Source organism: Sphaerisporangium krabiense, from assembly GCF_014200435.1.
In the GTDB taxonomy this organism is placed as follows: Bacteria; Actinomycetota; Actinomycetes; order Streptosporangiales; family Streptosporangiaceae; genus Sphaerisporangium; species Sphaerisporangium krabiense.
In genome coordinates, this window is sequence record NZ_JACHBR010000001.1 from 1172745 (window position 1) to 1193335 (window position 20591).

Below are 20591 nucleotides of genomic sequence, written 5' to 3' on the forward strand. Positions count from 1 at the left end.
TGTTCCTCTCGTTCGCCCGGGCCACCCCGCTCGAATGGCCGGTATCCCACTGAATCCCGACAAAGATCCCACATCCGGCCGGGCAGGCGTCAGATCTTCAGCGGCAGCCGGGCGAGCCGCCAGGCCCCGGGGATCGGCTGCCGCTCCAGCTCGTCGGGGGCCACGGCCAGGGACAGGCCGGGGAAGCGGCGCAGCAGGGCCTCGAAGGCGACCTCCCCTTCCTGACGCGCCAGCGCCGCGCCGAGGCAGTAGTGCAGGCCGTGCCCGAAGCCGACGTGGGTCTCCTTACGGCCGTCCGGCTCGCGGGTGATGTCCAGCCGCCCGGGGTCGCCGAACGCGCGGGGGTCGTGGTTGCCGCCCGCGAGCAGCGCCATCACCGGTTCGCCCTTGCGCACCCGCATGCCGCCGACCTCGACGTCCTCGGCCGCGTACCGCATGCGGGTGGCCTGCACGGGCCCGCACCAGCGCAGCAGCTCGTGGACGGCGCGCGGCATCAGCTCCGGCGCGCTCCTGAGCCGGGCGAGCTGGCCGGGGTGGGTGAGCAGCGCCACCGTGCCGTTCCCGATCAGGTGGGCGGTCGTCTCGTGCCCGGCGAGCACCAGGGTCAGCACGAGCGTGACCATCTCGGTGTCGCCGAGCCGGTCGCCGTCCTCGTCGTGCGCGCGGATCAGGCCGGTCAGCAGGTCGCCGGTGGGCGCGGCGCGCCGCCGCTCGATCAGCCCGTGGATGTAGGTGATCATGTCGCCCAGGACGGCGCCCACGCCGTCCGACTTCAGGTCGGTGAGCACCTTGCCCCAGGCGCGCCACTGCGGACGCTCCTCCTCGGGGATGCCGACCAGCTCGCAGATGACAGTGATCGGCAGGGGGTAGGCGAAGTGCTCCATCAGCTCGACCACGCCGTCCTCCGCGGTGCCGGGCAGCCGGTCCAGCAGGCCCTCCGTGATCTCCTCCACCCGGGGGCGTAGCTCGGCGACGCGGCGGGCGGTGAAGGCGCGGGACACGAGCCTGCGCAGACGGATGTGGTCCTCGCCATCGGCGTCGAGCACGCTGTCGAGCAGGTAGGCGGCGTATTCGCGGGGAATGCCCCGGGCCTCGATCATCCGCTCGCGGATGCTCCCCACGTCCATGCCCGGCACGTTGGCCGGGTTGTTGACGAACCGGTGGTCGCCGAGCACGGTCTTGACGTCCTCGTACCGGGTGGCCAGCCAGATCGGCGGCGTGCCCGCGAAGATGACGCCGCGCACGAGGGGGGCGCGCTCGCGCATGGCCGCGTAGGCCCCGAAGGGATCCTTCAGGACGTCGGGATCCATGAGGTCGACCGCCGCGGACTCGCGGGCGGTGTCGCCATCGGCCGAAGTTCCCATGCTCGCCCTCCCAGGGTGAGGATTCGCGCTGGACGGACCTCGCCCCGGCTCCGCCGTCGCACGCGCGCGGCCCGCCGGGTCACGAGGGGCGTGCGTTCTCTATTGACGCCGTGCGCCCGCTTCAACCCTCATCCGGGAGAATGTCCTGGTCAGGCCGACCGTTTCGGCCGCCCCTAACCGCCGGGCAGCCGGCGGGCCCGCGTGTCGCCCGGGTCGTAGAGCGGCTCCGAGGCGATCTCGGCCGGCACCCAGCCGCCGTTGACGCCGACCTCTACCCGGCCGTCCGCCCGGCCGTCCGCCGGCAGGTAGGCGTAGGCGATCGAGCGGTCGACGCGGTGGCCGTAGCCGCCGCTGGTCACCCGCGAGGCCGGGACGCCGTCCACCCGGACCGGCTCGCCGCCCAGGCAGACCTGCCGGGGATCGGCGAGCACCAGGCAGCGCAGCGACCGCTCCGGCGCGGTCAGCGCGGCGCGTCCGACGAAGTCCCCGCCGCTCTTGCGGACGGCGAACCCGAGCCCGGCCTCCAGCGGCGTGGTCTCCGGGGTGACGTCCAGCCCCCAGACGCGGTACCCCTTCTCCAGCCGCAGGCAGTCCAGGGCGCGGTACCCCGCCGGGCGCATGCCGTGCGGGAGCCCGGCCGCCATGAGCGTGTCCCAGAGGGTGAGGCCGTACTCGGACGGGCAGTACAGCTCCCAGCCGAACTCCCCGGCGAAGGTCACCCGCTGGGCCAGCACGGGCACGTACCCGACGGTGATCTCGCGGGCCCGCAGGTAGCCGAACGTCAGATCGTCGCCGGTCAGCCCGCCGAGGATGTCCATCGCCTTCGGGCCCCACAGGCAGTAGCAGGCGTACGCCGAGGTGACGTCGCGGGCCTCGACGCCGTGGCGGCGCAGCCAGGCGGCGTCGTGCACGCCGAACGCGGTGCCGGTGACCATGCGGAAGCGGTCCTCGGCGAGGCGCGTGACGGTCACGTCGGCCTCGACGCCGCCGCGCTCGTTGAGCATCTGCGTGTAGACGACCGAGCCGACGGGCCGGTCCAGGTCGGCCGCGCACAGCCGCCGGAGCCCCGCCAGGCCGGTGATCTCCAGCTTGGCGAAGGAGGTCTGGTCGAACAGCCCGGCGGCGTCACGGGTGGCGAGGCACTCGGCGCGGATCGCGGGCGACCAGATCCGCCCGGCCCACCCGGCGGGACGGTGCTCCTCCCCCTCGCGGTCGCCGTCGCGGGGCGCGAACCAGTTGACGCGCTCCCAGCCCGCCTTCTCGCCGAACGCGGCCCCGAGCTCGGCGTGGCGGGGCCAGGCCGGGGACCGGCGCAGCGGGCGGGCGGCCGTGCGCTCCTCTCCGGGGTACACCACGTCGTAGTACTTGCTGTAGGAGTCCAGGGCCTTGGCTCGTGACCAGCGGGAGCCGCGCGCGTGGGAGCCGAACCGGCGGATGTCCATGCCGAAGACGTCGTACTCGGGAGAGCCGTCGACGATCCACTCGGCCATGACCTTGCCCACCCCGCCGGCCGCGGCGAGGCCGTGCACGCAGAAACCCGCGGCCACCCACAGCCCGGCGACGGCGGTCTCGCCGAGCAGGAACTCGCCGTCGGGGGTGAACGCCTCGGGGCCGTGGACGACCTTGGCGAACGCGGTGGCGTCGGCGGGGACGTCGCGGAGGTCCGGCAGGCGGTGGCGCGCCGCAGCCCACGATTCCCGGAATTTCGGCATATCGGGGTCGAAGAGCGTGCGGGGCTCGGCCAGCGGCACGGCGGTGTCCCACACCTCGGGGCTCCGGATGTAGCCGCCGACCAGGATGCCGCCGCCCTCCTCGCGGAAGTAGACGATGTTGTCCGGGTCCCGCACGGTCGGCGTGCGCGCCGCCACGCCGAACGGCCTGGTCACCACGTACTGGTGCTTGATCGGCACGATGGGGACGTCCACCCCGGCCAGCCGCCCGACCGCCCCCGCCGCCGCGCCCGCCGCGTCGACCACGGTCTCGGTCCCGATCATCCGCGCGCCGGCCCACACCCCGGCCACGCGCCCGTCCCGGGTCTCGATCCCGGTGACCTCGGCGCCGGTCACGATGCGGACGCCGAGCTTCTCCGCGCCCGTCGCGAGGGCGCGGGCCAGGCGCGCGGGGTCGAGCCAGCCGTCCCCCGGCAGCCACAGCGCCGCGCGCACGTCGGAGACCTCCATGAGCGGCAGCAGGTCGCGCGCCGCGTCCGGCGAGAGCAATTCCATGTCCAGGCCATAGGTCTCCGCGGCGCCGGCCTGGCGCAGCAGTTCCTCGTGCCGCTCGGCCGTGGTGGCCAGCCGCAGCCCGCCGACGCCGTGCCAGCCCGGGTCCAGGCCGGTCAGCTCGCTCAGCTCGGGGTAGAGCCCGGCCGAGTACATGATCATGCGGGTCTGGGTGACCGTGGACCTGAGCTGGCCGACGAACCCGGCCGAGTGCCAGGTCGTGCCCTCGGTCAGCTCGTGCCGTTCCAGCAGGACGACGTCCGTCCAGCCGAGGCGGGCCAGGTGGTAGGCGACGCTGCACCCGGCCACGCCGCCGCCGATCACGACGGCGCGGGCCTCGGCGGGAAGCTGCTCCATCGGTACCCCCGTGTAACGACCAGACCGTGGAATCGGATCAATGGTCTGAAGGTAGACCAAAGGAGGCCCGCATGCCAGATGTGCTCGCCTCGGCGCTCGAACGCGTCGCGGCATGGGCGGGCCGCCCGGTCACCCACACCCCGATCACGGGCGGGCTGAGCCACCACGTCGTCCGCGTCGAGACCGGCACGGGCGAGCGCTGGGTGCTGCGCGTCCTCGACCCGCGCGTCTCCGCCGCCGGGCTGGGCATCCCGCTCGACCTGGAGATCGCCAACACCGAGCGCGCGGCGGACGCCGGGGTCGGCGCGCGGGTGCTGCTCCGGCTCCCCGGCGCGGTGCTGCTGGAGCACATCGACGGCGTCACCCTCGACGCGGCGGCCGTGCGCGACCCCGCGATGACCGGGCGCGTCGCGGACGCCTGCCGCCGCCTGCACGCGGGGCCGCGCTTCGCCACCGACTTCTCGATCTTCCGCAAGCTGGAGGAACTGCTGGCCCTGTGCCGGGCCCACGAGCTGAAGACCCCGGACGGCTTCGAGGACCGCCTGCCCGTCGTCCCCGACATCGAGGCGGCCCTGGAGGCGCGCCGCCCGCCCGACGTCCCCTGTCACAACGACCTGCTGCCCGCCAACTTCATCTACGGCGACGACGCCGTACGTATCGTCGACTACCAGCTGTCCGGCAACAACGACCCCGCCTTCGAGCTCGGCGACATCGCCGCCGAGGCCGAGTACGACCCCGAGATGGTCGCGCGGCTGACCCGCGCCTACTTCGGGGACGAGGAGCCCGCGGCGAGGGTGCGGCTCCATCTGATCATGTCGAACCTGACGTGGACGCTGTGGTTCGGCGTCCACCACGGCCTGCTCACCGAGCGGGCCGCCGCGGCCGGCTTCGACTACGACGCCGAAGCGGCGGGCAAGTTCGCGCGGGCCGCGCGCGACCTGGACGACCCCGGGTTCGGCCCGCTCCTCGACGACGCCAGGGGACGGCGCGCACCCGCCCGGCCCCACGCGCCGTCACCTCCCCGTCCCCCCGACCGGCCCCGGTAGAGCGCCCGCTCCGCCCCGGCCCTCCACCGCCCCACCCCCGCGCACCCCCCGCACCACCGCGCACGCAAGGAGGCCCGATGGCCCAGCAGTCCCCCCTCGACGACGACGCCCGACGCCTGGCCCAGCTCGGATACAAACAGGAGCTGGCGCGAACCTGGAGCGGCTTCTCCAACTTCGCGATCTCCTTCTCCATCATCTCGATCCTGGCCGGCTGCTTCACGACCTTCTACCAGGCGTGGAACAACGGCGGCCCGCTCGCCATCTCCGTGGGCTGGCCGCTGATCTCGGCGTTCATCCTCGTCATCGGCTTCTGCATGTCCGAGCTGGTGTCGGCCTACCCGACCGCGGGCGGCATCTACTGGTGGGCCGCGAAGCTCGGCAGGCCCGTCCACGGGTGGTTCACCGGCTGGCTGAACCTGATCGGGCTCATCGCGGTCACCGCGTCCGTGGACTACGGCTGCGCGACGTTCCTCAACCTCACGATCGGCCTGTTCAGCGAGGGCTGGGCCGCGGGCGACCCGTTGCGGCAGACGTTCGCGCTGTTCGCGGTCATCCTCGTCCTGCACGCGCTGATCAACATCTACAGCCACCGGCTGATCTCGGTCCTGCAGAACGTCTCGGTGTGGTGGCACGTCGCCGGCGCGGCCGTGGTCGTGCTCATCCTGATCTTCGCCCCGGCGAAGCACCAGAGCGTCGGCTTCCTGTTCGAGACCTTCAACCACTCCGGCTTCGGCTCCGGCGCGTCGGGCCCGACGTTCTGGCTCTACGTGCTGCCGCTCGGCTTCCTGCTCACGCAGTACACGATCACCGGCTTCGACGCCTGCGCCCACGTCTCGGAGGAGACGCACGGCGCGGCCATGAGCGCGGCCAAGGGACTGTGGCGGTCGATCTTCTACTCGGCGATCGGCGGCTGGGTGCTGCTGCTGTCGTTCCTGTTCGCCGCCACCGACGTCGAGGCGGTGAACGCGGCGGGCGGCCAGGTCGGCGCGATCTTCATGACCGCGCTCACCCCCACGCTGGCGAAGGTCGTCTTCGGCATCTCCACGATCGGGCAGTTCTTCTGCGGGATGAGCTGCGTGACCTCGATGTCCCGCATGACCTACGCCTTCTCCCGGGACGGCGCGGTCCCCGGCTGGCGGCTCTGGTCTCGGGTCGACCGCAACAGGACGCCGGTCAACGCGATCCTCGCGGGCTGCCTCGTGGCGCTGCTGATCACGGTGCCGGCCCTGTACGCGCCGAAGGGCTCCACGACGCCGGTCGCGTTCCTCGCCGTCGTGTCGATCGCGGTCATCGGCCTCTACCTGGCGTTCCTGATCCCGATCTGGCTGCGGCTGCGCATGGGCGCGGCCTTCCGGCCCGGGCCGTGGACGCTCGGGCCCCGGTACAAGGTGCTCGGCTGGATCGCGGTCGTGGAGATCGTCGTGATCGCGATCTACTTCGTGCTGCCGGTGGCCCCCGCCGGAGTGCCGGGCGCCGACGGCTTCACCTGGACGGCCGTCAACTACGCGCCCCTCGCGGTGGGGGCCGTGCTGGTCGCCATCGCCGTGTGGTGGTTCGCCTCCGCCCGCCGCTGGTTCACCGGGCCGCGCCGCACCATCGACGACGTGACCGACGCCGGCGGGCCCGCGCGCGATTCCGAGCCGGTCGGCTGACCCTGGAACGTACGGCTCGCGCCGGCACGGTTGGCGCGAGCCGTACCCCGCCTCAGGCGCCGAACGCCGCGGCGACGACCTGGCGGACGTGCTCGGCGGCGGGGGCCTGCCCGAGCTCGTTCGCCAGCGAGGTCATCTGGACCTCCGGCATGCCGCAGGCGACCGCGTACCCCCACGGGGAGAGGTCGCCGTCGACGTTCAGGGCGAAGCCGTGGCTGGTGACGCCGCGGCTCGCCCGCATGCCGATGGAGACGATCTTGCGGCGGGTGTCGCGGGTCCAGACGCCGGTGAGCAGCTCCGAGCCCGGCGGGGTGTCGCGGCGCTCCGCGGGCAGGCCGAGCGCGCCGAGGGCGTCGACGATCCGGAGCTCGACCTCGCGGACGTAGTCGACGACGCCCTCGTCCGGCCGGAGCTTGACGATGAGGTACCCGACGAGCTGGCCGGGCCCGTGGTAGGTGAGCTGGCCACCCCGGCCGGTCGAGACGACCGGGATGCCCCGCGAAGGATCGGGTAGGTGCTCGGGGAGCGTGCGCTTCCCGATGGTGAACACCTGCGGGTGGCTGAGCAGCCACAAGGTGTCCGGCCTGTCGTCCCGCTGGCGGGCCTCGACCAGCTCGGTCATGCGGTCCATGGCCTTCTCGTAGTCGACGAGATCGTCCTCGATGAGGGCCAGGGGCCGCGCGCGTAGAGTTGCTTCGCTCACGCCTCCGAGCATACGTCCCATGAATGGACCATTCAGGCGGGGTGGCTCACCAGCCGCCCATGGACGCGCGGGACGGCGCCTTGGGGATGAAAACCCACATGAGCAGGTAGATGATGAACTGCGGCCCGGGCAGGACGCAGGACAGCAGGAACAGCAGCCGCACCATGGTCGGCCGCCAGCCCCACTTCTCCGCGAGGCCGCCGCAGACGCCGGCGATCATCTTGTGTTCTCGTGACCGGTACATCTCTCTCCTCCCCCGGAATGTTCTTCACTTCGTCCAACGGTCATGTCCCCTGCCCGGTTCCGGGATGTTCATTCGGCCGCCATCCCGGCTCGGAGCCCGGACCGGTGGGGAAGAGCCCTACAGTGGCTATCCCCCGACCATGGAGAGCGACGTGGACTTCGCGACCTTGCAATCACAGCGCCGGCTGCTCGTGCGCCAGAAGATCACCATGATGGTGAACCGCTATGTGGTCCACTTGGAGCAGCCCGACGGGTCGGAGGGGCCGATGGTCGCCTTCGCCGAGCAGAAGCGCCTGGCGTTCAAGGAGCAGGTGACGCTCTACACCGACGACACCCGGCAGTACGTCCTGGCCGGGTTCAAGGCGCGGCAGGTCATCGACCTCGGCAGCGGCTACGACGTCTTGGACCACAACGGGCAGCCGATCGGCTTCTTCAAGAAGGACTTCGCCGCGTCCCTGCTCCGCTCGACGTGGCACTTCCAGCAGCCGGGCATGCCGACCTTCACCGGCCAGGAGCGCAGCCTGCTCGTGAGCCTGCTGCGCCGGTTCGCCGACTCCCTGTCGTGGCTGCCCTACCACTTCGACTTCGGCGTGGGCGCGCAGCGGGCCTTCTCGGTGGACCGCAAGTGGGGCCTGCGCGACCGGTACATCGTCGAGATCCACGACCCCCGGCTGGACCGCCGGCTGATCATCGCGATGGCCGTCGCCCTGGACGCCCTGCAGTCGCGATGACGTTCAGCGTCAGCCAGGCCCCCCAGCCCACGATCAGCACGCCCCAGTACGAGATCAGCCGGTAGATCGCCACCACGGCCGCGGCCGCGGCGCCCGTCATCCCGGCTCCCGCGAACGTCGCCGCCATCCCCAGTTCGGCGATGCCGAGGCCGCCGGGCACGAGCGCCAGCACGCCCGCGGCCTTGGCGGCGACGTACCCGAGCAGCATCGTGTGGGGGCCGACGCCGACCCCCGCGGCCAGGCACACCGCCGCGAGGCAGGCGATGTCGAGCAGCCAGTTGAGCAGCGCGAGGCCGGGCAGGACCACCGCGTCCCCGCGGGTGAGCGAGATCGCCGCGCGCGCGTCCCGCAGTCCCTCGACCAGCGACCGCGCGCGGCGTCCCCGGTCCGCCAGCCGCGCGGCGGCGCCCCGGGGCCGGAACCGCACGGCGAGCGCGACGGCCAGGGCCGCGACCGGCAGGCTCCACGCGACCGGGACGCGGGTCGCGGGCTCGGCGAGCAGCGCCACCACGCCGAGGGCCAGGAACGTCATCGTGGAGGACACCGCGACCAGCACCAGGGTGGCGGCGATGAGCGGCGGCGTCGCGCCCAGCAGGCGGAGCTGCCGGGTGATGTAGGCGACGCTGAGCACCTGGCCGCCGGGCAGCGAGTTGGAGACCGCGGTGCGGGCGTAGGTGACGGCGACGGCGCGGGGCAGCGTCAGGTGCGCCCCGCCCGCGCCGAGCAGGTGGCGGATCAGCCGGGCGTAGGCGCGCATGGACGCCGCCTCCGCGGTCACCGCCACGATCAGCCAGCCGGGGTGCGCGCCGGTCATCTGCGCCCAGACCTCGCCGGGGTCGGGCAGGCGGTCGCGGAACGAGACGGCCACGAAGGCCACGGCGGCGATCGTGAGCAGCCGGACGGCCAGCCTGCCCCGCGAGCGGGACGCGGCGCGCGGGGGTGTCGACACCATCGCCTCCTCGCGAGGATCATGACGCCCGCCGGGGGGCCGGGCGAGTGCCGGAGTCCGACAGTTGCCCGGCCGGATCTTTCCGGGTTCCCGAAACCCGCCCTGCCCCACCGAGGAAACTGCCCACCCAGGCATACCATTCCTAGACAAAGCAGACATCAAGCGGCCCCCGCTCGCAGACCCGTCCTGACCGGGAGGAACCCGCGGCAGAAGACGGGAAGGGGCGCCCGGCACACGCCGGACGCCCCTTCCCGCGGCCGTGGAGGCCGCTTCGCCTACACGCCCATCGGATGCCAGACCGTCTTGGTCTCCAGGAAGGCCGTCAGGCGCTCGACGCCCGGGTCGGCGAGCCAGTCGATCTTGCCGGTCGGGGGGCGCAGGACGCGCTTGAGGTTCCCGGCGGCGTCGCGCTCGCACGCCACGGCGAGGTCCTCCGCACAGCCGGTCAGGTCGATGGCGTTGACGTCCATGTGGGAGGCCAGCCACGGCGCCAGCTCGGCCGCCCGGCCGGTGAGCAGGTTCACCACGCCGCCGGGCAGGTCGGAGGTGGCCAGCACCTCGCCGAAGGTGACCGCCGGGAGCGGCGCGCGCTCGGAGGCCACGACCACGCACGTGTTGCCGCTGACGATCACCGGCGCGACGACCGACACCAGGCCGAGCAGCGGCCCCGCCGGCGGCGCGACCACGGCCACCACGCCGGTCGGCTCGGGCGTCGAGAGGTTGAAGTACGGCCCCGCGACCGGGTTGGCCGCCCCGCGGATCGCGCCGATCTTGTCCGACCAGCCCGCGTACCAGACCAGCCGGTCGACGGCGGCGTCCACCAGCTCCCCCGCCTTGCGCGCGGACACCCCGTCGGCGTCGACCAGCTCGGCCGCGAACTGGGCGCGGCGGCCCTCCAGCATCTCGGCGACGCGGTAGAGGATCTGGCCCCGGTTGTAGGCGGTCGCCCCCGACCAGCCGGGGAACGCCTTGCGCGCCGCCGACACCGCGTCGCGGGCGTCCTTGCGGGAGGCCCGCGCGGCGTTGGCGAGGAAATCGCCCTTGGAGGAGGTCACGACGTAGGACCTTCCGCTCTCCGACCGCGGGAACGCCCCGCCGATGTACAGCTTGTACGTCTTGCGTACGGCCAGCCGGCCCGGCTCAGTCATCGCCTCTCCAGGTCATCTCCTCCGAGGAGAGCCGCGCCTGCACGACGACCTGGTGGCAGCGGCTCACCCCGCAGCGGTGGGCGAACCAGCCCTGGCGGGCGGGCGAGGTCGCGTACCCGGCACGGGCGTAGGCGCGGCCCCGGGTGGTCTGCGCGCGCCGCGCGCGGCGCGGGCCCCTGCGGTGCTCACATGGGTCGGACATCGAGATACGCCTCCAATCCGTGCCTGCCGCCCTCGCGGCCGTATCCGGACTCCTTGTAACCGCCGAACGGCGACGCCGGGTCGAACCGGTTGAAGGTGTTGGCCCACACCACGCCGGCGCGCAGCCTGTCGGCCATCCAGAGGATGCGTGAGCCCTTCTCGGTCCACACCCCGGCGGACAGGCCGTACGGCGTGTTGTTGGCCTTCTCGACGGCCTCGGCGGGGGTGCGGAAGGTCAGGACCGACAGGACCGGGCCGAAGATCTCCTCCCGGGCGATCCTGTGCGACTGCGCCACGCCGGTGAACAGGGTGGGCGGGAACCAGAACCCCTTCTCGGGGATCGGGCAGGACGGCGACCAGCGCTCGGCGCCCTCCCGCTCCCCCGCCTCGCTCAGTTCCCTGATCTTGGCGAGCTGGGCCGCGGAGTTGATCGCCCCGATGTCGGTGTTCTTGTCCAGAGGGTCGCCCATGCGCAGCGTGGACAGGCGCCGCTTGAGCGCGGCCAGCAGCTCGGCCTCGATCGACTCCTGGACGAGCAGGCGGGAACCCGCGCAGCAGACGTGGCCCTGGTTGAAGAAGATGCCGTTGACGACGCCCTCGACGGCCTGGTCGAGCGCGGCGTCCTCGAAGACGATGTTGGCGGCCTTGCCGCCCAGTTCGAGCGTGACCCTCTTGCGCGACCCGGCGACGGACCTGGCGATCAGGCGTCCGACCTCCGTGGAGCCGGTGAAGGCCACCTTGTCGACGTCGGGGTGGTTCACCAGCGCCTGGCCGGTGTCGCCCGCGCCGGTGACGATGTTGACCACGCCGGGCGGCAGGTCGGCCTGCCGGCAGATCTCGGCGAAGGCGAGCGCGGTCAGCGGGGTGGTCTCCGCCGGCTTGAGGACCACGGTGTTGCCGCAGGCCAGCGCGGGCGCGATCTTCCAGGCCAGCATGAGCAGCGGGAAGTTCCACGGGATGACCTGCGCGGCCACGCCGAGCGGCCGCGGGGCGGGCCCGAGGCCCGCGTGCTCCAGCTTGTCGGCCCAGCCGGCGTAGTAGAAGAAGTGCGCGGCGACCAGGGGGAGGTCGACGTCACGCGACTCGCGGATCGGCTTGCCGTTGTCCAGGGATTCGAGGACGGCGAGCTCGCGGGCGCGCTCCTGAACGACCCGGGCGATCCTGAACAGGTACTTGGCGCGCTCGCGGCCGGGCAACCGCCCCCAGACCGAGTCGTACGCCTTGCGGGCCGCGGCGACGGCCCGGTCGACGTCCGCCTCGTTCGCGTGCGCGAACTCGGCCAGGACCTCCTCGCTCGCCGGGTTGATCGTCTTGTCGCGGGCGTCGCCCAGCGAGTCGACCCACTCACCGTTGATGAAAAGCCCATAGGACGGCCGGATGTCGACGATGTCGCGCGACTCGGGCGCCGGTGCGTACTCAAACATGGAGCCCGCCTCGGTCGAGGGTGAAGTATCGACACATCACGCTGCCAGCGTAGAGGGTCGTCCGGCGTGCTCCGAGGGAACATTTCGGGCACCGGGCGCCCGGCACGCCGTCAGTCGAGGGTGACGTAGTCGGGCCCGGAGTAGCGGCCCGTGGCCAGCTTCTCGCGCTGCATCAGCAGGTCGTTGAGGAGGCTGGAGGCGCCGAGGCGGAACCACTCCGGAGTGAGCCAGTCCTCGCCCGCGGTCTCGTTGACCAGGACCAGGTACTTGACGGCGTCCTTGGTGGTGCGGATGCCGCCCGCCGGCTTGACCCCCACCATGCGGCCGGCCCGGTCGCGGAAGTCGCGCACCGCCTCCAGCATCACCAGCGTGACCGGCAACGTCGCGGCCGGGGACACCTTGCCGGTCGAGGTCTTGATGAAATCCGCCCCCGCGATCATCGCGAGCCAGGACGCGCGGCGCACGTTGTCGTAGGTCGCCAGCTCGCCGGTCTCCAGGATCACCTTCAGATGGGCGTCCCCCTTGCCGGAGGCGGCGTCGCGGGCGCAGGCCGCCTTCACCGCGACGATCTCGTCGAACACCTTGCGATAGTCGCCGGACAGGAAGGCGCCGCGGTCGATCACCATGTCGATCTCGTCGGCGCCCGCCGCCACGGCCAGCTCGGTGTCGCGCACCTTGACCTCCAGCGACGTGCGGCCGCTGGGGAAACCGGTCGCCACGCTCGCCACCCGCACGCCCGAGGCCCCGAGCGCCTCGACGGCGCGCCCGACCAGGTCGGGGTAGACGCAGACGGCCGCGACCTTGGGGACCGAGGGGTCACCCGGGTCGGGGTGGACGGCCTTGGCGCACATCGCGCGCACCTTGCCGGGAGTGTCGGCGCCTTCCAGAGTGGTCAGGTCCACCATGGAGATCGCCAGGTCGATGGCCCTGGCCTTGGCGGTGGTCTTGATGGAGCGGGTGCCCAGCATCGCGGCACGCTGGTCGGCGCCCACCCGGTCGACGCCGGGCAGGCCGTGCAGGAACGCCCGGAGGGTCGCGTTCGAGGCCGCGACGTCCGTGAACGAGCTCGTCACAGTTGACACGGTTCCAGCATCCCCGACCGGGCCCGCTTGCTCCAAACGCCCCCGGCCCCGCCCCTGCCGCCCTTCACCCCTGAGAACACGCTGACCTGGTCGAACGCGAGCCGTCCTCCCCCGCCTAAGGCCCCCTCAGGTATGCCTAGGCGGTGCGGGGCGCGGAACAGGCCCGGAGATAAGGCATCCGCCCGATGTGGGGAGGGGGGCCTTAGCCGGAGTCTAGAGGTGTCAGAGAAAGCGACACCGCAAGGAGAACCGGGATGTACCCCGAGATCCACTATCAGCTCATCGTCGACCGCGTAGCCGAACTGCACCGCGAGGCCGACGACCACCGCAGGGCCCGCGAGGCCACGAGCGGGAGGAAGGCCGGGGCGAGGGGCCCGCAGCGGCGGGTGCGCGCGGTCTTCGGCAAGCTCCGCACCTCGTGAACGGCCGGAACGGCGTTCGTGCCGGCCGCCGCGGGGGCGCGGCCGCACGGACGACCTCCGACCGCGCCGACGACGCGGAGCACGGGAGACCGAACGTCACGAAGCCCGGCCGGAGCCTCCCTCCCGGCCGGGCCTGCCGTCCCCCGTGACGCGTCGGCGCCTGGCCGCGCAGGGCGCGATCGCGGGGCCCTGGCGGGCCTCCGCCTGGGGAAAAACCAGTCCGAGACATCCCATAGGTCGTGACATGCTGGCAGACATGCTGGGCCGGATGGTGAGCCCCGTCTTCGTGGGGCGGGAAGACGAACTGCGAACACTGTCCGAGGCGTTCGAGCAGGCGCGCAAGGAGGCCGCCTCGGCCGTCCTCCTCGGCGGCGAGGCCGGCGGCGGCAAGACCCGCCTCGTGACGCGCTTCGCCGACGACGCCGCCGGCGCGGGCGCGCACGTGCTCGCCGGCGGGTGCGTCGAGCTGTCCACGGAGGGCCTGGCCTACGCGCCCTTCACCGCGGCCCTGCGCCAGCTCGTCAAAGAGATGGGCGCGGCCGAGGTCGCGGCGCTGCTCCCGGACGGCGCGGCGCGCGACCTGGCGCGGCTGCTGCCGGAGTTCGGCGAGCCGAGCGGCGACAGGGAGACCGAGACCGGCAGGGCCCGGCTGTTCGAGCAGTTCCTCACGCTTCTGGAGCGTCTCGCCGAGCGCCGCGCGGTCGTCCTGGTCATCGAGGACGTCCACTGGGCCGACCGCTCCAGCCGCGACCTGATCGCCTTCCTGAGCCGCAACCTCAGGACCGCGCCGGTCATGATGGTCGTCACCTACCGCTCCGACGAGCTGCACCGCCAGCATCCCCTGCGCCCCGTCCTGGCCGAGCTCGGCCGGGTGGAGGGCGTCGTCCGGCTCGACCTGCCCCGCCTCAGCAAGGCGGAGGTCGCCGCGCAGATCGCCGGCATCCTCGGCGCGGCCCCCGAGTTCGGGCTGGTCGAGAGCGTCTACCAGCGCAGCGAGGGCATCCCGCTGTTCGTGGAGGCGCTGATGGAGCGCGAGGACGACTGCAACGTCCCCGAGTCGCTCCAGGACCTCATCATCGGCACGGTCGAGCGGCTCCCCGAGGAGACCCAGCGCGTGCTGCGCGTCGCCGCCGCCGGGGGGAACCGCGTCGGCCACCCGCTGCTGGCCGCCGTGACCGGCCTGTCCGACGTCGATCTGGAGAGCGCGCTGCGGCCCGCGATCGCGCGCAACGTCATCCAGGTGGCCGACGGCCGCGCCTACGTCTTCCGCCACGCGCTGATCCGCGAGGCCGTCCACGACGAGATGCTGCCCGGCGAGCACAACCGCGTCCACGCGCGCTTCGCCGAAGAGATCGACCGCGACCGCAAGCTGGTCCCGCCCGGCCGCGCGGCGATCGAGATGGCCCACCACTGGTACTCCGCCCGCGACCACCTGTGGGCGCTGATCTCCGCCTGGGAGGCCGCGGGCAAGGCGGCCCGGGCGTTCGCCTACACCGAGCAGATCCAGCTCCTCGAACGCGTCCTGGCGCTGTGGGACCGGGTGCCAGGCGCCGCCGAGCGCATCGGCGCCGACCACACCACGGTCCTGGAGCTGGCCTCGGAGGCCGCGACGATCACCGGCGAGACCGAGCGCGGCATGAAGTTCGTCAAGGGCGCGCTGGCCGAGCTGGACGAGACCGCCGAGCCCGAACGGGTGGCGGCCCTGCTCGTGCGGCGGGCCGGGCTCAAGATGGACAAGGGCCGGCGGGGCGGCCTGGAGGACCTCACCTACGCCGAGCGGCTGGTGCCGGAGCCCGGCTACGCCCGCGCGCACGTCCTGGCCAGGCTCGGCTCGCACCTGATGTTCGTCAACCGGACGGTCGAGGGCGCCCGGCTCACCGAGGAGGCCCTCGGCATCGCCCGGACGATCGGGGACGAGTGCCTGGAGGCCGAGCTCCTCACCAACCTCGCGCTCGGGCAGTCCCTGGCCGGCGACCTGGAGACCACGCTCCGCACCAACGACCGCGCCGCCGAGATCGGACGCGCCCTCAAGACCGGGCGCATCGTCCTGCGCGCGCTCGCCAACAACGTGGACGCCCTGAACAACCTCGGCCGCTCCGAGGAGGCCGTCGAGCTCGCCCTGGAGGCCGAAGGCCTGGCCAGGAAGTACGGCCGCTACCGCGTCTCGGGCTGCTTCATCGCCAACAACCGCGCCGAGGCCCTCACCTCGCTCGGCCGCTGGGACGAGGCCGTCGAGGTCGTCGAGCAGGCCCTCGCCATGTCCCCGATCCCGAAGACGCGCGCGTACCTGCTGCAGACCCGGGCCGACATCGCGGCGTCCCGGGGCGAGATCGAGCTGCTGGAGCGGCTGCTCGGCGAGCTCGGCGCCCTGCACGGCGAGCGCAACGAGCTGGCCCAGGAGTGGATGAACAACACGCGGCTGCTGATCGACATGCACCTGCTGCGCGGCGACCCGCTGCAGGCCCTCAAGGTGACCGAGACGCTGCTGTCGGAGTCGTCCAGCCAGGCGTACTCCAGCAAGCCCATGCTGGGCTGGCGCGCCCTGAACCAGAGCAGGCGGACCTGCGAGGCCGCCGCCGCCGTCGACCCCGAGGCGGCCTGCGCCGTGCGGGCCCGCGCCACCGAGATGGCCGCGGCGCTCGGCGAGGGCGGGCCGGTCGCCGCGGCCTTCCGGCTGTCGTTCTACGGCGACTTCGCGGCGGCCGAGGCGTCCTGGCGGCGGCTCGGCCGTCCCTTCCCCCGGGCGAGGATGCTGACCGGCCTCGCGGAGGCCGCGGCCACGGCCGGCGACCGCGGCCGGGCCGCCGCGCTGCTGCGCCAGGCGCACGAGATCGCCACCGCCCTCGGCGCGCGCCCGCTGGCCGGGGACGTCGAGGCGCTGAGCCGCCGCCTCGGCGCGGCGGTCGAGACGCCGTCGCCGGAGCAGGACGGCCCGGCCGGGCTGACGCCCCGGGAGACCGAGGTGCTGCGCCTGGTCGCCCTTGGGCGCTCGAACCGGGACATCGCCGGCGAGCTGTTCATCTCCGCCAAGACGGTCAGCGTGCACGTCTCCAACATCCTGGCGAAGCTCGGCGTCTCCACCCGCGGCGAGGCGGCGGCCGCCGCCCACCGCCACTCCCTGCTCGCCTGACCCGGCCGCGGAGATCTTTACTTTTCCCTGGTCCTTCGCTGGGACAGGGGTTCGCGGCGTCCCCGCGCCCGTGACCTGCTCTTGCCCGTCGGCGCGCCGTGCTGGAGCGGAGGTGGATCGGATATGGTGGGGGTGAAACACCGAAGGGGAGTAGTCCCAATCGCGTGATCGACATGCTGGCGTAAGCCCGGTCGCGCGGGCCTCATCGAGGCGGACGAGACCTTCGGCCTGGTGGCAATGCACGCACGCCGCCGGGCCGAGGTCGCGCGCCCTGAGACTCCCGCGGTGCACGCTTCCAGGTCCGGTGGCGGGGACATGGAAGGACGACCCCCCGTGGAAGCGTTCTGGATCAGCCTCGGCGTCATCTTCGTGGCGGAGCTCGGCGACAAGAGCCAGCTCATGGCCATGACGTTCGCGACGCGCTTCAAACCCTGGCCGGTGCTCGCCGGCATCACCATCGCGACCGCGGTGGTCCACCTGTTCAGCGTCGGGCTCGGCGGGCTCATCGGCGACGCGCTCCCCACGACCGCCATCGCGATCGCCGCCGGCATCGCGTTCCTCGGCTTCGCGCTGTGGACGCTGCGCGGCGACGAGCTGAGCGAGGCGGAGTCACAGAAGGCCCAGCGCACGACCAGGAACGCGCTGATCGCCGTGACCGTGGCCTTCTTCCTCAGCGAGCTCGGCGACAAGACCATGCTGGCGACGATCACGCTGGCCACCCAGCACGGCTGGTTCGGCACCTGGATCGGCTCCACGATCGGCATGGTCGCCGCCGACGCCCTGGCCATCCTGGTCGGCCGCCTGCTGGGCCGGCACCTCCCTGAGAAGGTGATCCGGTACGGCGCCGCGGCCGCCTTCGCCCTGTTCGGCGTCCTGCTGCTCCTCGAACCCCTTCTGACCTAGAGCGTGAGGCCGACCAGGATCGGCTCGTTCACCAGCGTCACGCCGAACTTGGCCTCGACGCCGTCGCGGACCTCCCGCGCCAGGGCCAGCAGGTCCCCGGCCGTCGCCGCCCCGTGGGACGGTTCCGCGACGTGCCCGGCGGCGGCCGGCGCGACCGCCATGGCCTCGGGGTCGGTCGGGAAGCCGGTGACGTGCAGGCCGCCCGGGTTGGTCAGCGCCAGCGTGTGCTTGGTGGAGATCCGGGCGGGGCCGCGGCGGTAACCCTTGGGGAAGCCCGCGTGCTCGATCAGCCAGGCGGCCGGAACCTTCACCGCGCCCCCCGGCATCTCCCAGCCGGGGAAGTCCGGGGCCCGGAGCCTCAGCTCGGCCGCCTGCGCGGCGTCGAGGATCGGGTTGGTGAAGAACGAGCCCGCGCTGCAGGTGTCGGGGTCGGCGGCGTCCAGCACCATGCCCTTGCCGCGGCGCAGCTCCAGGACGGCCGTGCGCGCCTCGTGCAGGGAGACCCGGTCGTCGATCGCCACGCCGAGCCGCGCCGCCAGCTCCTTGTACGCCACCGGGCCGGACTTGTCCGTCCTGTCCAGCACGTAGGTGACGGACAGCACGACGTAGCGGGAAAGATCATCCTTGAACGCGCTGTGCCGGTAGGCGAAGCCGCACTCCCCGGCGTCCAGGTCGAGCAGCGTGCCGGAACGCCGGTCGTACACGCGCACGCCGGAGATCGTCTGCGCGACCTCCTGCCCGTAGGCGCCGACGTTCTGGATGGGCGTCGAGCCGACCGACCCGGGGATGCCGGACAGGCACTCGACCCCGGACCAGCCCTCCGCGACCGCGCGGGCGGCCAGGGCGTCCCAGTCCTCGCCCGCCTGCGCGGTGACCACCGCGCGGCCGTCCCGCTCGTGGACCTGCACGCCGCGCGTGGCGACCCGGACCACCAGGCCGTCGAAGCCGTCGTCGGAGACCACGAGGTTGCTGCCGCCTCCGAGCAGCAGGACCGGCTCGCCGGCGCGGTCGGCCTCGGCCACCAGCGCGACCAGCTCCTCGGCGGAGTGCGCCTCCACGAAGGCGCGGGCGGACCCGCCCACCCTCAACGTGGTGTACGGAGCGAGCCGTACACCTGCCATACGGTCAGCCATGCACCTTCCCCAAGACCCCGAGACCCGACGGCACGCCGACGTCGCGCGCCGGCCCTCAGCCTAGACCGGCCCGCGCGCCCGCTCCGCTACCGGCCGTCTCCGGGGCGGTCCCGGCGGTCGTCCGCCGCGCGGGACGGGGCCGCGTCGCGGTGGCCGGCCGCGGCTGGCGGGGACTGCACGTGGCCGCCGGGCTCCGGCGTGGCCTCGATCTCCTGGTCCAGCCGGGAGGCGGCGAGCGTGGAGTCCCACAGCACCTGCGAGCTGACCGCCCGCTCGGCGCCGGGGTCGCGGCGCGTCGCGTCGTCGGCGTCGGGGGTGCGGGCGTCGGCGGCGCCCGCGGCGCGGTCGCGCGGCTCCGCGTGCCGCTCCTCCACGGCCTCCACGGCCCTCTCCGGCCGCTGCCCTTCTCCTCCGGTGTCGGGTCTGTTCCCGCTCCGCCGCTCGGCGGGGCGTCGTGCGTGCTCAGGTGTGTCGTTCACGCTGCCCCAGTACCCATCGGGCAGGGAAGCATTCGGACGCGCGGGTCAAGTCCGGCGCGGGCCGGACGCGGCCCCGGGCAGGCTCGGTGGAGGTCCGGCTCGGCGCGGGTCAGGCGAGCCGGACGACCGCGCGGGCCTTGGACAGCACCCGGGCGTCGCCGGACCTGGCGGTCAGCGCGACCACGACCCGGTTGTCGGCGAGCTTCTCCTGGACGACCCCGCTGACGGTGATCACCGCGCCCTCGTCGTTGTCGGGGACGACGACCATGGACGAGAAGCGCACGCCGTAGTCCACGAGGGCCCCGGGATCGCCGGCCCAGTCGGTGACGAACCGCCCGGCCTGGGCCATCGTGTACATGCCGTGCGCGATCACGTCGGGCAGGCCCACGGCCATGGCGTGCCGCGCGTTCCAGTGGATCGGGTTGAAGTCGCCGGACGCGCCCGCGTACATGACCAGGTCCACGCGGTGGACGCGGTACTCGGCCGGGGGGATCTCCTGTCCGGCCTCGACCTCGTCGTACTTCACGGTCGCGGTCACGCGGCCCCTCCGCGCTCGATCAGGGTGTTGTAGGTGGTGCAGACGGGCTCGCCGTGCACGGTGCTCACCTCGCTGGTGACGGTGACCACCTCGTTGCGGCCCATGCTGCGGATCTCGGAGATCGTGGAGGTGCAGACCAGCTCGTCCCCGGCGTAGATGGGCCGGACGTAGGCGAACCGCTGCTCGCCGTGGACCACCATGGCGTAGTCGAGGCCGAAGTCGGGGTCGGCGAGCGCCTCCGCGGCGCCGCCGAGGGTGAACACGATGGGGAAGGTGGGCGGGGCCAGCACGTCGGGGTGGCCGGCCGCGCGGGCGGCCTCGGGCTCGCGGTAGAGCGGGCTGGGGTCGCCGATCGCCGCCGCGAACTCCTTGATCTTGACGCGGCTCACCTCGTAGGGCGCGGACGCGTGATACGTCCTCCCGACGAAATCGCGATTCAAAGCCATCGTGCCGCTGCCCTTTCCCGAGGCGTCCCCGCCCGACGGTAACAGCACGACCCGCGGCAGGGAGCCGGCCACGCCCCGCGCGACGGCGGACGCGGACATGCGGCAGCGAAGCCGCGCACGTGCGCCCTTCGGGAGCGGAGACCTCTTCTGAGGCGGGCGCCCGCCGGTCGACCCGCGGCACGGCTTCACCGTGCCGGCGTGCTTCTCCCGCGCACCGGGCCGTGGCGGCACGGTTTCGGGCATGCGAAAAGCCGACGTTCCGTGCTGGAACGCCGGGCATTCGCGAAGCGTGAACCGCTGTACTCCCGGGCGCGATGGCTCGGGAACCCCTGTACCGGGCGAGACCGCCGCCTCAGGCCGATGCCTGGGGATGGCGGCGACCGTCTACCGGGACTCGGCCCTGTGAGGGACTGCCCCC

At 73.0% G+C, this 20591-nt stretch carries 19 protein-coding genes; 6 read left to right on the plus strand and 13 right to left on the minus strand.

The window, feature by feature from the left end; genetic code table 11:
• Positions 1–89 precede the first annotated feature (89 nt).
• Both BJ981_RS05055 and BJ981_RS05060 read right to left on the minus strand, forming a co-directional pair.
• Positions 90–1364, minus strand: coding sequence for a cytochrome P450 family protein (locus tag BJ981_RS05055; RefSeq protein WP_204070445.1), 1275 nt, complete (start codon positions 1362–1364; stop codon positions 90–92).
• A gap of 173 nt (positions 1365–1537) precedes the next feature.
• A complete protein-coding gene (locus tag BJ981_RS05060) occupies positions 1538–3943 on the minus strand; it encodes a GcvT family protein (RefSeq protein ID WP_184608542.1) in 2406 nt (801 codons plus the stop codon).
• Positions 3944–4014: 71 nt separating this feature from the next.
• On the opposite strand from BJ981_RS05060, the gene BJ981_RS05065 reads away from it, so the two are divergent.
• Both BJ981_RS05065 and BJ981_RS05070 read left to right on the plus strand, forming a co-directional pair.
• Positions 4015–4989, plus strand: a complete 975-nt coding sequence (locus tag BJ981_RS05065) for a choline/ethanolamine kinase family protein (RefSeq protein WP_184608543.1) — start codon at positions 4015–4017, stop codon at positions 4987–4989.
• 77 nt (positions 4990–5066) lie between these two features.
• Positions 5067–6641, plus strand: coding sequence for an amino acid permease (locus tag BJ981_RS05070; RefSeq protein WP_184608544.1), 1575 nt, complete (start codon positions 5067–5069; stop codon positions 6639–6641).
• A 52-nt stretch (positions 6642–6693) separates the two neighbouring features.
• Here BJ981_RS05070 and lipB read toward each other — a convergent pair whose 3' ends face one another.
• Both lipB and BJ981_RS05080 read right to left on the minus strand, forming a co-directional pair.
• Positions 6694–7344: a lipoyl(octanoyl) transferase LipB gene (gene lipB / locus BJ981_RS05075; RefSeq protein WP_239139452.1), complete on the minus strand. Its 651-nt coding sequence runs from the start codon at positions 7342–7344 to the stop codon at positions 6694–6696.
• A gap of 46 nt (positions 7345–7390) precedes the next feature.
• Entirely contained in the window at positions 7391–7588 is a 198-nt protein-coding gene (locus BJ981_RS05080) for a PspC domain-containing protein (RefSeq protein WP_184608545.1), read from the minus strand.
• A gap of 139 nt (positions 7589–7727) precedes the next feature.
• Here BJ981_RS05080 and BJ981_RS05085 point away from each other — a divergent pair, with 139 nt between their 5' ends.
• On the plus strand, positions 7728–8318 hold the full coding sequence (locus tag BJ981_RS05085) for an LURP-one-related family protein (RefSeq protein WP_184608546.1): 591 nt from the start codon (positions 7728–7730) through the stop codon (positions 8316–8318).
• Here the strand turns inward: BJ981_RS05085 and BJ981_RS05090 are convergent.
• The 5 genes from BJ981_RS05090 to deoC all read right to left on the minus strand — a co-directional run bounded on the left by BJ981_RS05090 (position 8275) and on the right by deoC (position 13113).
• On the minus strand, positions 8275–9270 hold the full coding sequence (locus BJ981_RS05090) for a lysylphosphatidylglycerol synthase transmembrane domain-containing protein (protein WP_184608547.1): 996 nt from the start codon (positions 9268–9270) through the stop codon (positions 8275–8277). The two genes, BJ981_RS05085 and BJ981_RS05090, sit on opposite strands and share 44 nt — an antisense overlap.
• Positions 9271–9542: 272 nt before the next feature.
• Positions 9543–10415, minus strand: a complete 873-nt coding sequence (locus BJ981_RS05095) for an aldehyde dehydrogenase family protein (protein WP_184608548.1) — start codon at positions 10413–10415, stop codon at positions 9543–9545.
• Positions 10408–10617 (minus strand): hypothetical protein, encoded by a 210-nt coding sequence (locus BJ981_RS05100; RefSeq protein ID WP_184608549.1) that lies wholly within the window; start codon positions 10615–10617, stop codon positions 10408–10410. Before BJ981_RS05100 ends, BJ981_RS05095 begins: the two co-directional genes overlap by 8 nt.
• On the minus strand, positions 10601–12040 hold the full coding sequence (locus BJ981_RS05105; protein ID WP_184608550.1) for an aldehyde dehydrogenase family protein: 1440 nt from the start codon (positions 12038–12040) through the stop codon (positions 10601–10603). The genes BJ981_RS05100 and BJ981_RS05105 overlap by 17 nt, the downstream gene beginning before the upstream one ends.
• A gap of 110 nt (positions 12041–12150) precedes the next feature.
• Complete coding sequence (gene deoC, locus BJ981_RS05110) at positions 12151–13113, minus strand: deoxyribose-phosphate aldolase (RefSeq protein WP_184615652.1); 963 nt, start codon at positions 13111–13113, stop codon at positions 12151–12153.
• A gap of 263 nt (positions 13114–13376) precedes the next feature.
• Here deoC and BJ981_RS05115 point away from each other — a divergent pair, with 263 nt between their 5' ends.
• From BJ981_RS05115 to BJ981_RS05125, 3 genes are all read left to right on the plus strand, one after another.
• Positions 13377–13544, plus strand: coding sequence for a hypothetical protein (locus BJ981_RS05115; RefSeq protein WP_184608551.1), 168 nt, complete (start codon positions 13377–13379; stop codon positions 13542–13544).
• A 244-nt stretch (positions 13545–13788) separates the two neighbouring features.
• Positions 13789–16674 carry an ATP-binding protein gene (locus tag BJ981_RS05120; RefSeq protein WP_184608552.1) on the plus strand — a complete coding sequence of 962 codons (2886 nt, stop codon included), beginning with the start codon at positions 13789–13791 and terminating at the stop codon, positions 16672–16674.
• Positions 16675–17007: 333 nt separating this feature from the next.
• Positions 17008–17577 carry a TMEM165/GDT1 family protein gene (locus BJ981_RS05125; protein WP_204070443.1) on the plus strand — a complete coding sequence of 190 codons (570 nt, stop codon included), beginning with the start codon at positions 17008–17010 and terminating at the stop codon, positions 17575–17577.
• Here the strand turns inward: BJ981_RS05125 and BJ981_RS05130 are convergent.
• The 4 genes from BJ981_RS05130 to BJ981_RS05145 all read right to left on the minus strand — a co-directional run bounded on the left by BJ981_RS05130 (position 17574) and on the right by BJ981_RS05145 (position 20173).
• On the minus strand, positions 17574–18710 hold the full coding sequence (locus BJ981_RS05130) for a UDP-N-acetylmuramate dehydrogenase (protein WP_184608554.1): 1137 nt from the start codon (positions 18708–18710) through the stop codon (positions 17574–17576). The genes BJ981_RS05125 and BJ981_RS05130 overlap by 4 nt on opposite strands.
• Positions 18711–18796: 86 nt before the next feature.
• Positions 18797–19093 (minus strand): hypothetical protein, encoded by a 297-nt coding sequence (locus BJ981_RS05135; protein ID WP_184608555.1) that lies wholly within the window; start codon positions 19091–19093, stop codon positions 18797–18799.
• A 205-nt stretch (positions 19094–19298) separates the two neighbouring features.
• Positions 19299–19727: a MaoC family dehydratase gene (locus tag BJ981_RS05140; protein WP_184608556.1), complete on the minus strand. Its 429-nt coding sequence runs from the start codon at positions 19725–19727 to the stop codon at positions 19299–19301.
• A complete protein-coding gene (locus BJ981_RS05145; protein ID WP_184615654.1) occupies positions 19724–20173 on the minus strand; it encodes a MaoC family dehydratase N-terminal domain-containing protein in 450 nt (149 codons plus the stop codon). The genes BJ981_RS05140 and BJ981_RS05145 overlap by 4 nt, the downstream gene beginning before the upstream one ends.
• Between the last annotated feature and the right edge of the window lie 418 nt (positions 20174–20591).

Bases quoted from the DNA above. Each gene is read 5' to 3' on its own strand.
- BJ981_RS05120 (WP_184608552.1), top strand. From the start codon at position 13,789: ATGCTGGCAGACATGCTGGGCCGGATGGTGAGCCCCGTCTTCGTGGGG.
- BJ981_RS05095 (WP_184608548.1), bottom strand. From the start codon at position 10,415: ATGACTGAGCCGGGCCGGCTGGCCGTACGCAAGACGTACAAGCTGTAC.
- BJ981_RS05115 (WP_184608551.1), top strand. From the start codon at position 13,377: ATGTACCCCGAGATCCACTATCAGCTCATCGTCGACCGCGTAGCCGAA.
- BJ981_RS05085 (WP_184608546.1), top strand. From the start codon at position 7,728: ATGGAGAGCGACGTGGACTTCGCGACCTTGCAATCACAGCGCCGGCTG.
- BJ981_RS05100 (WP_184608549.1), bottom strand. From the start codon at position 10,617: ATGTCCGACCCATGTGAGCACCGCAGGGGCCCGCGCCGCGCGCGGCGC.
- BJ981_RS05130 (WP_184608554.1), bottom strand. From the start codon at position 18,710: ATGGCTGACCGTATGGCAGGTGTACGGCTCGCTCCGTACACCACGTTG.
- BJ981_RS05090 (WP_184608547.1), bottom strand. From the start codon at position 9,270: ATGGTGTCGACACCCCCGCGCGCCGCGTCCCGCTCGCGGGGCAGGCTG.
- BJ981_RS05105 (WP_184608550.1), bottom strand. From the start codon at position 12,040: ATGTTTGAGTACGCACCGGCGCCCGAGTCGCGCGACATCGTCGACATC.
- BJ981_RS05070 (WP_184608544.1), top strand. From the start codon at position 5,067: ATGGCCCAGCAGTCCCCCCTCGACGACGACGCCCGACGCCTGGCCCAG.
- BJ981_RS05060 (WP_184608542.1), bottom strand. From the start codon at position 3,943: ATGGAGCAGCTTCCCGCCGAGGCCCGCGCCGTCGTGATCGGCGGCGGC.
- BJ981_RS05080 (WP_184608545.1), bottom strand. From the start codon at position 7,588: ATGTACCGGTCACGAGAACACAAGATGATCGCCGGCGTCTGCGGCGGC.
- BJ981_RS05065 (WP_184608543.1), top strand. From the start codon at position 4,015: ATGCCAGATGTGCTCGCCTCGGCGCTCGAACGCGTCGCGGCATGGGCG.
- BJ981_RS05145 (WP_184615654.1), bottom strand. From the start codon at position 20,173: ATGGCTTTGAATCGCGATTTCGTCGGGAGGACGTATCACGCGTCCGCG.
- BJ981_RS05055 (WP_204070445.1), bottom strand. From the start codon at position 1,364: ATGGGAACTTCGGCCGATGGCGACACCGCCCGCGAGTCCGCGGCGGTC.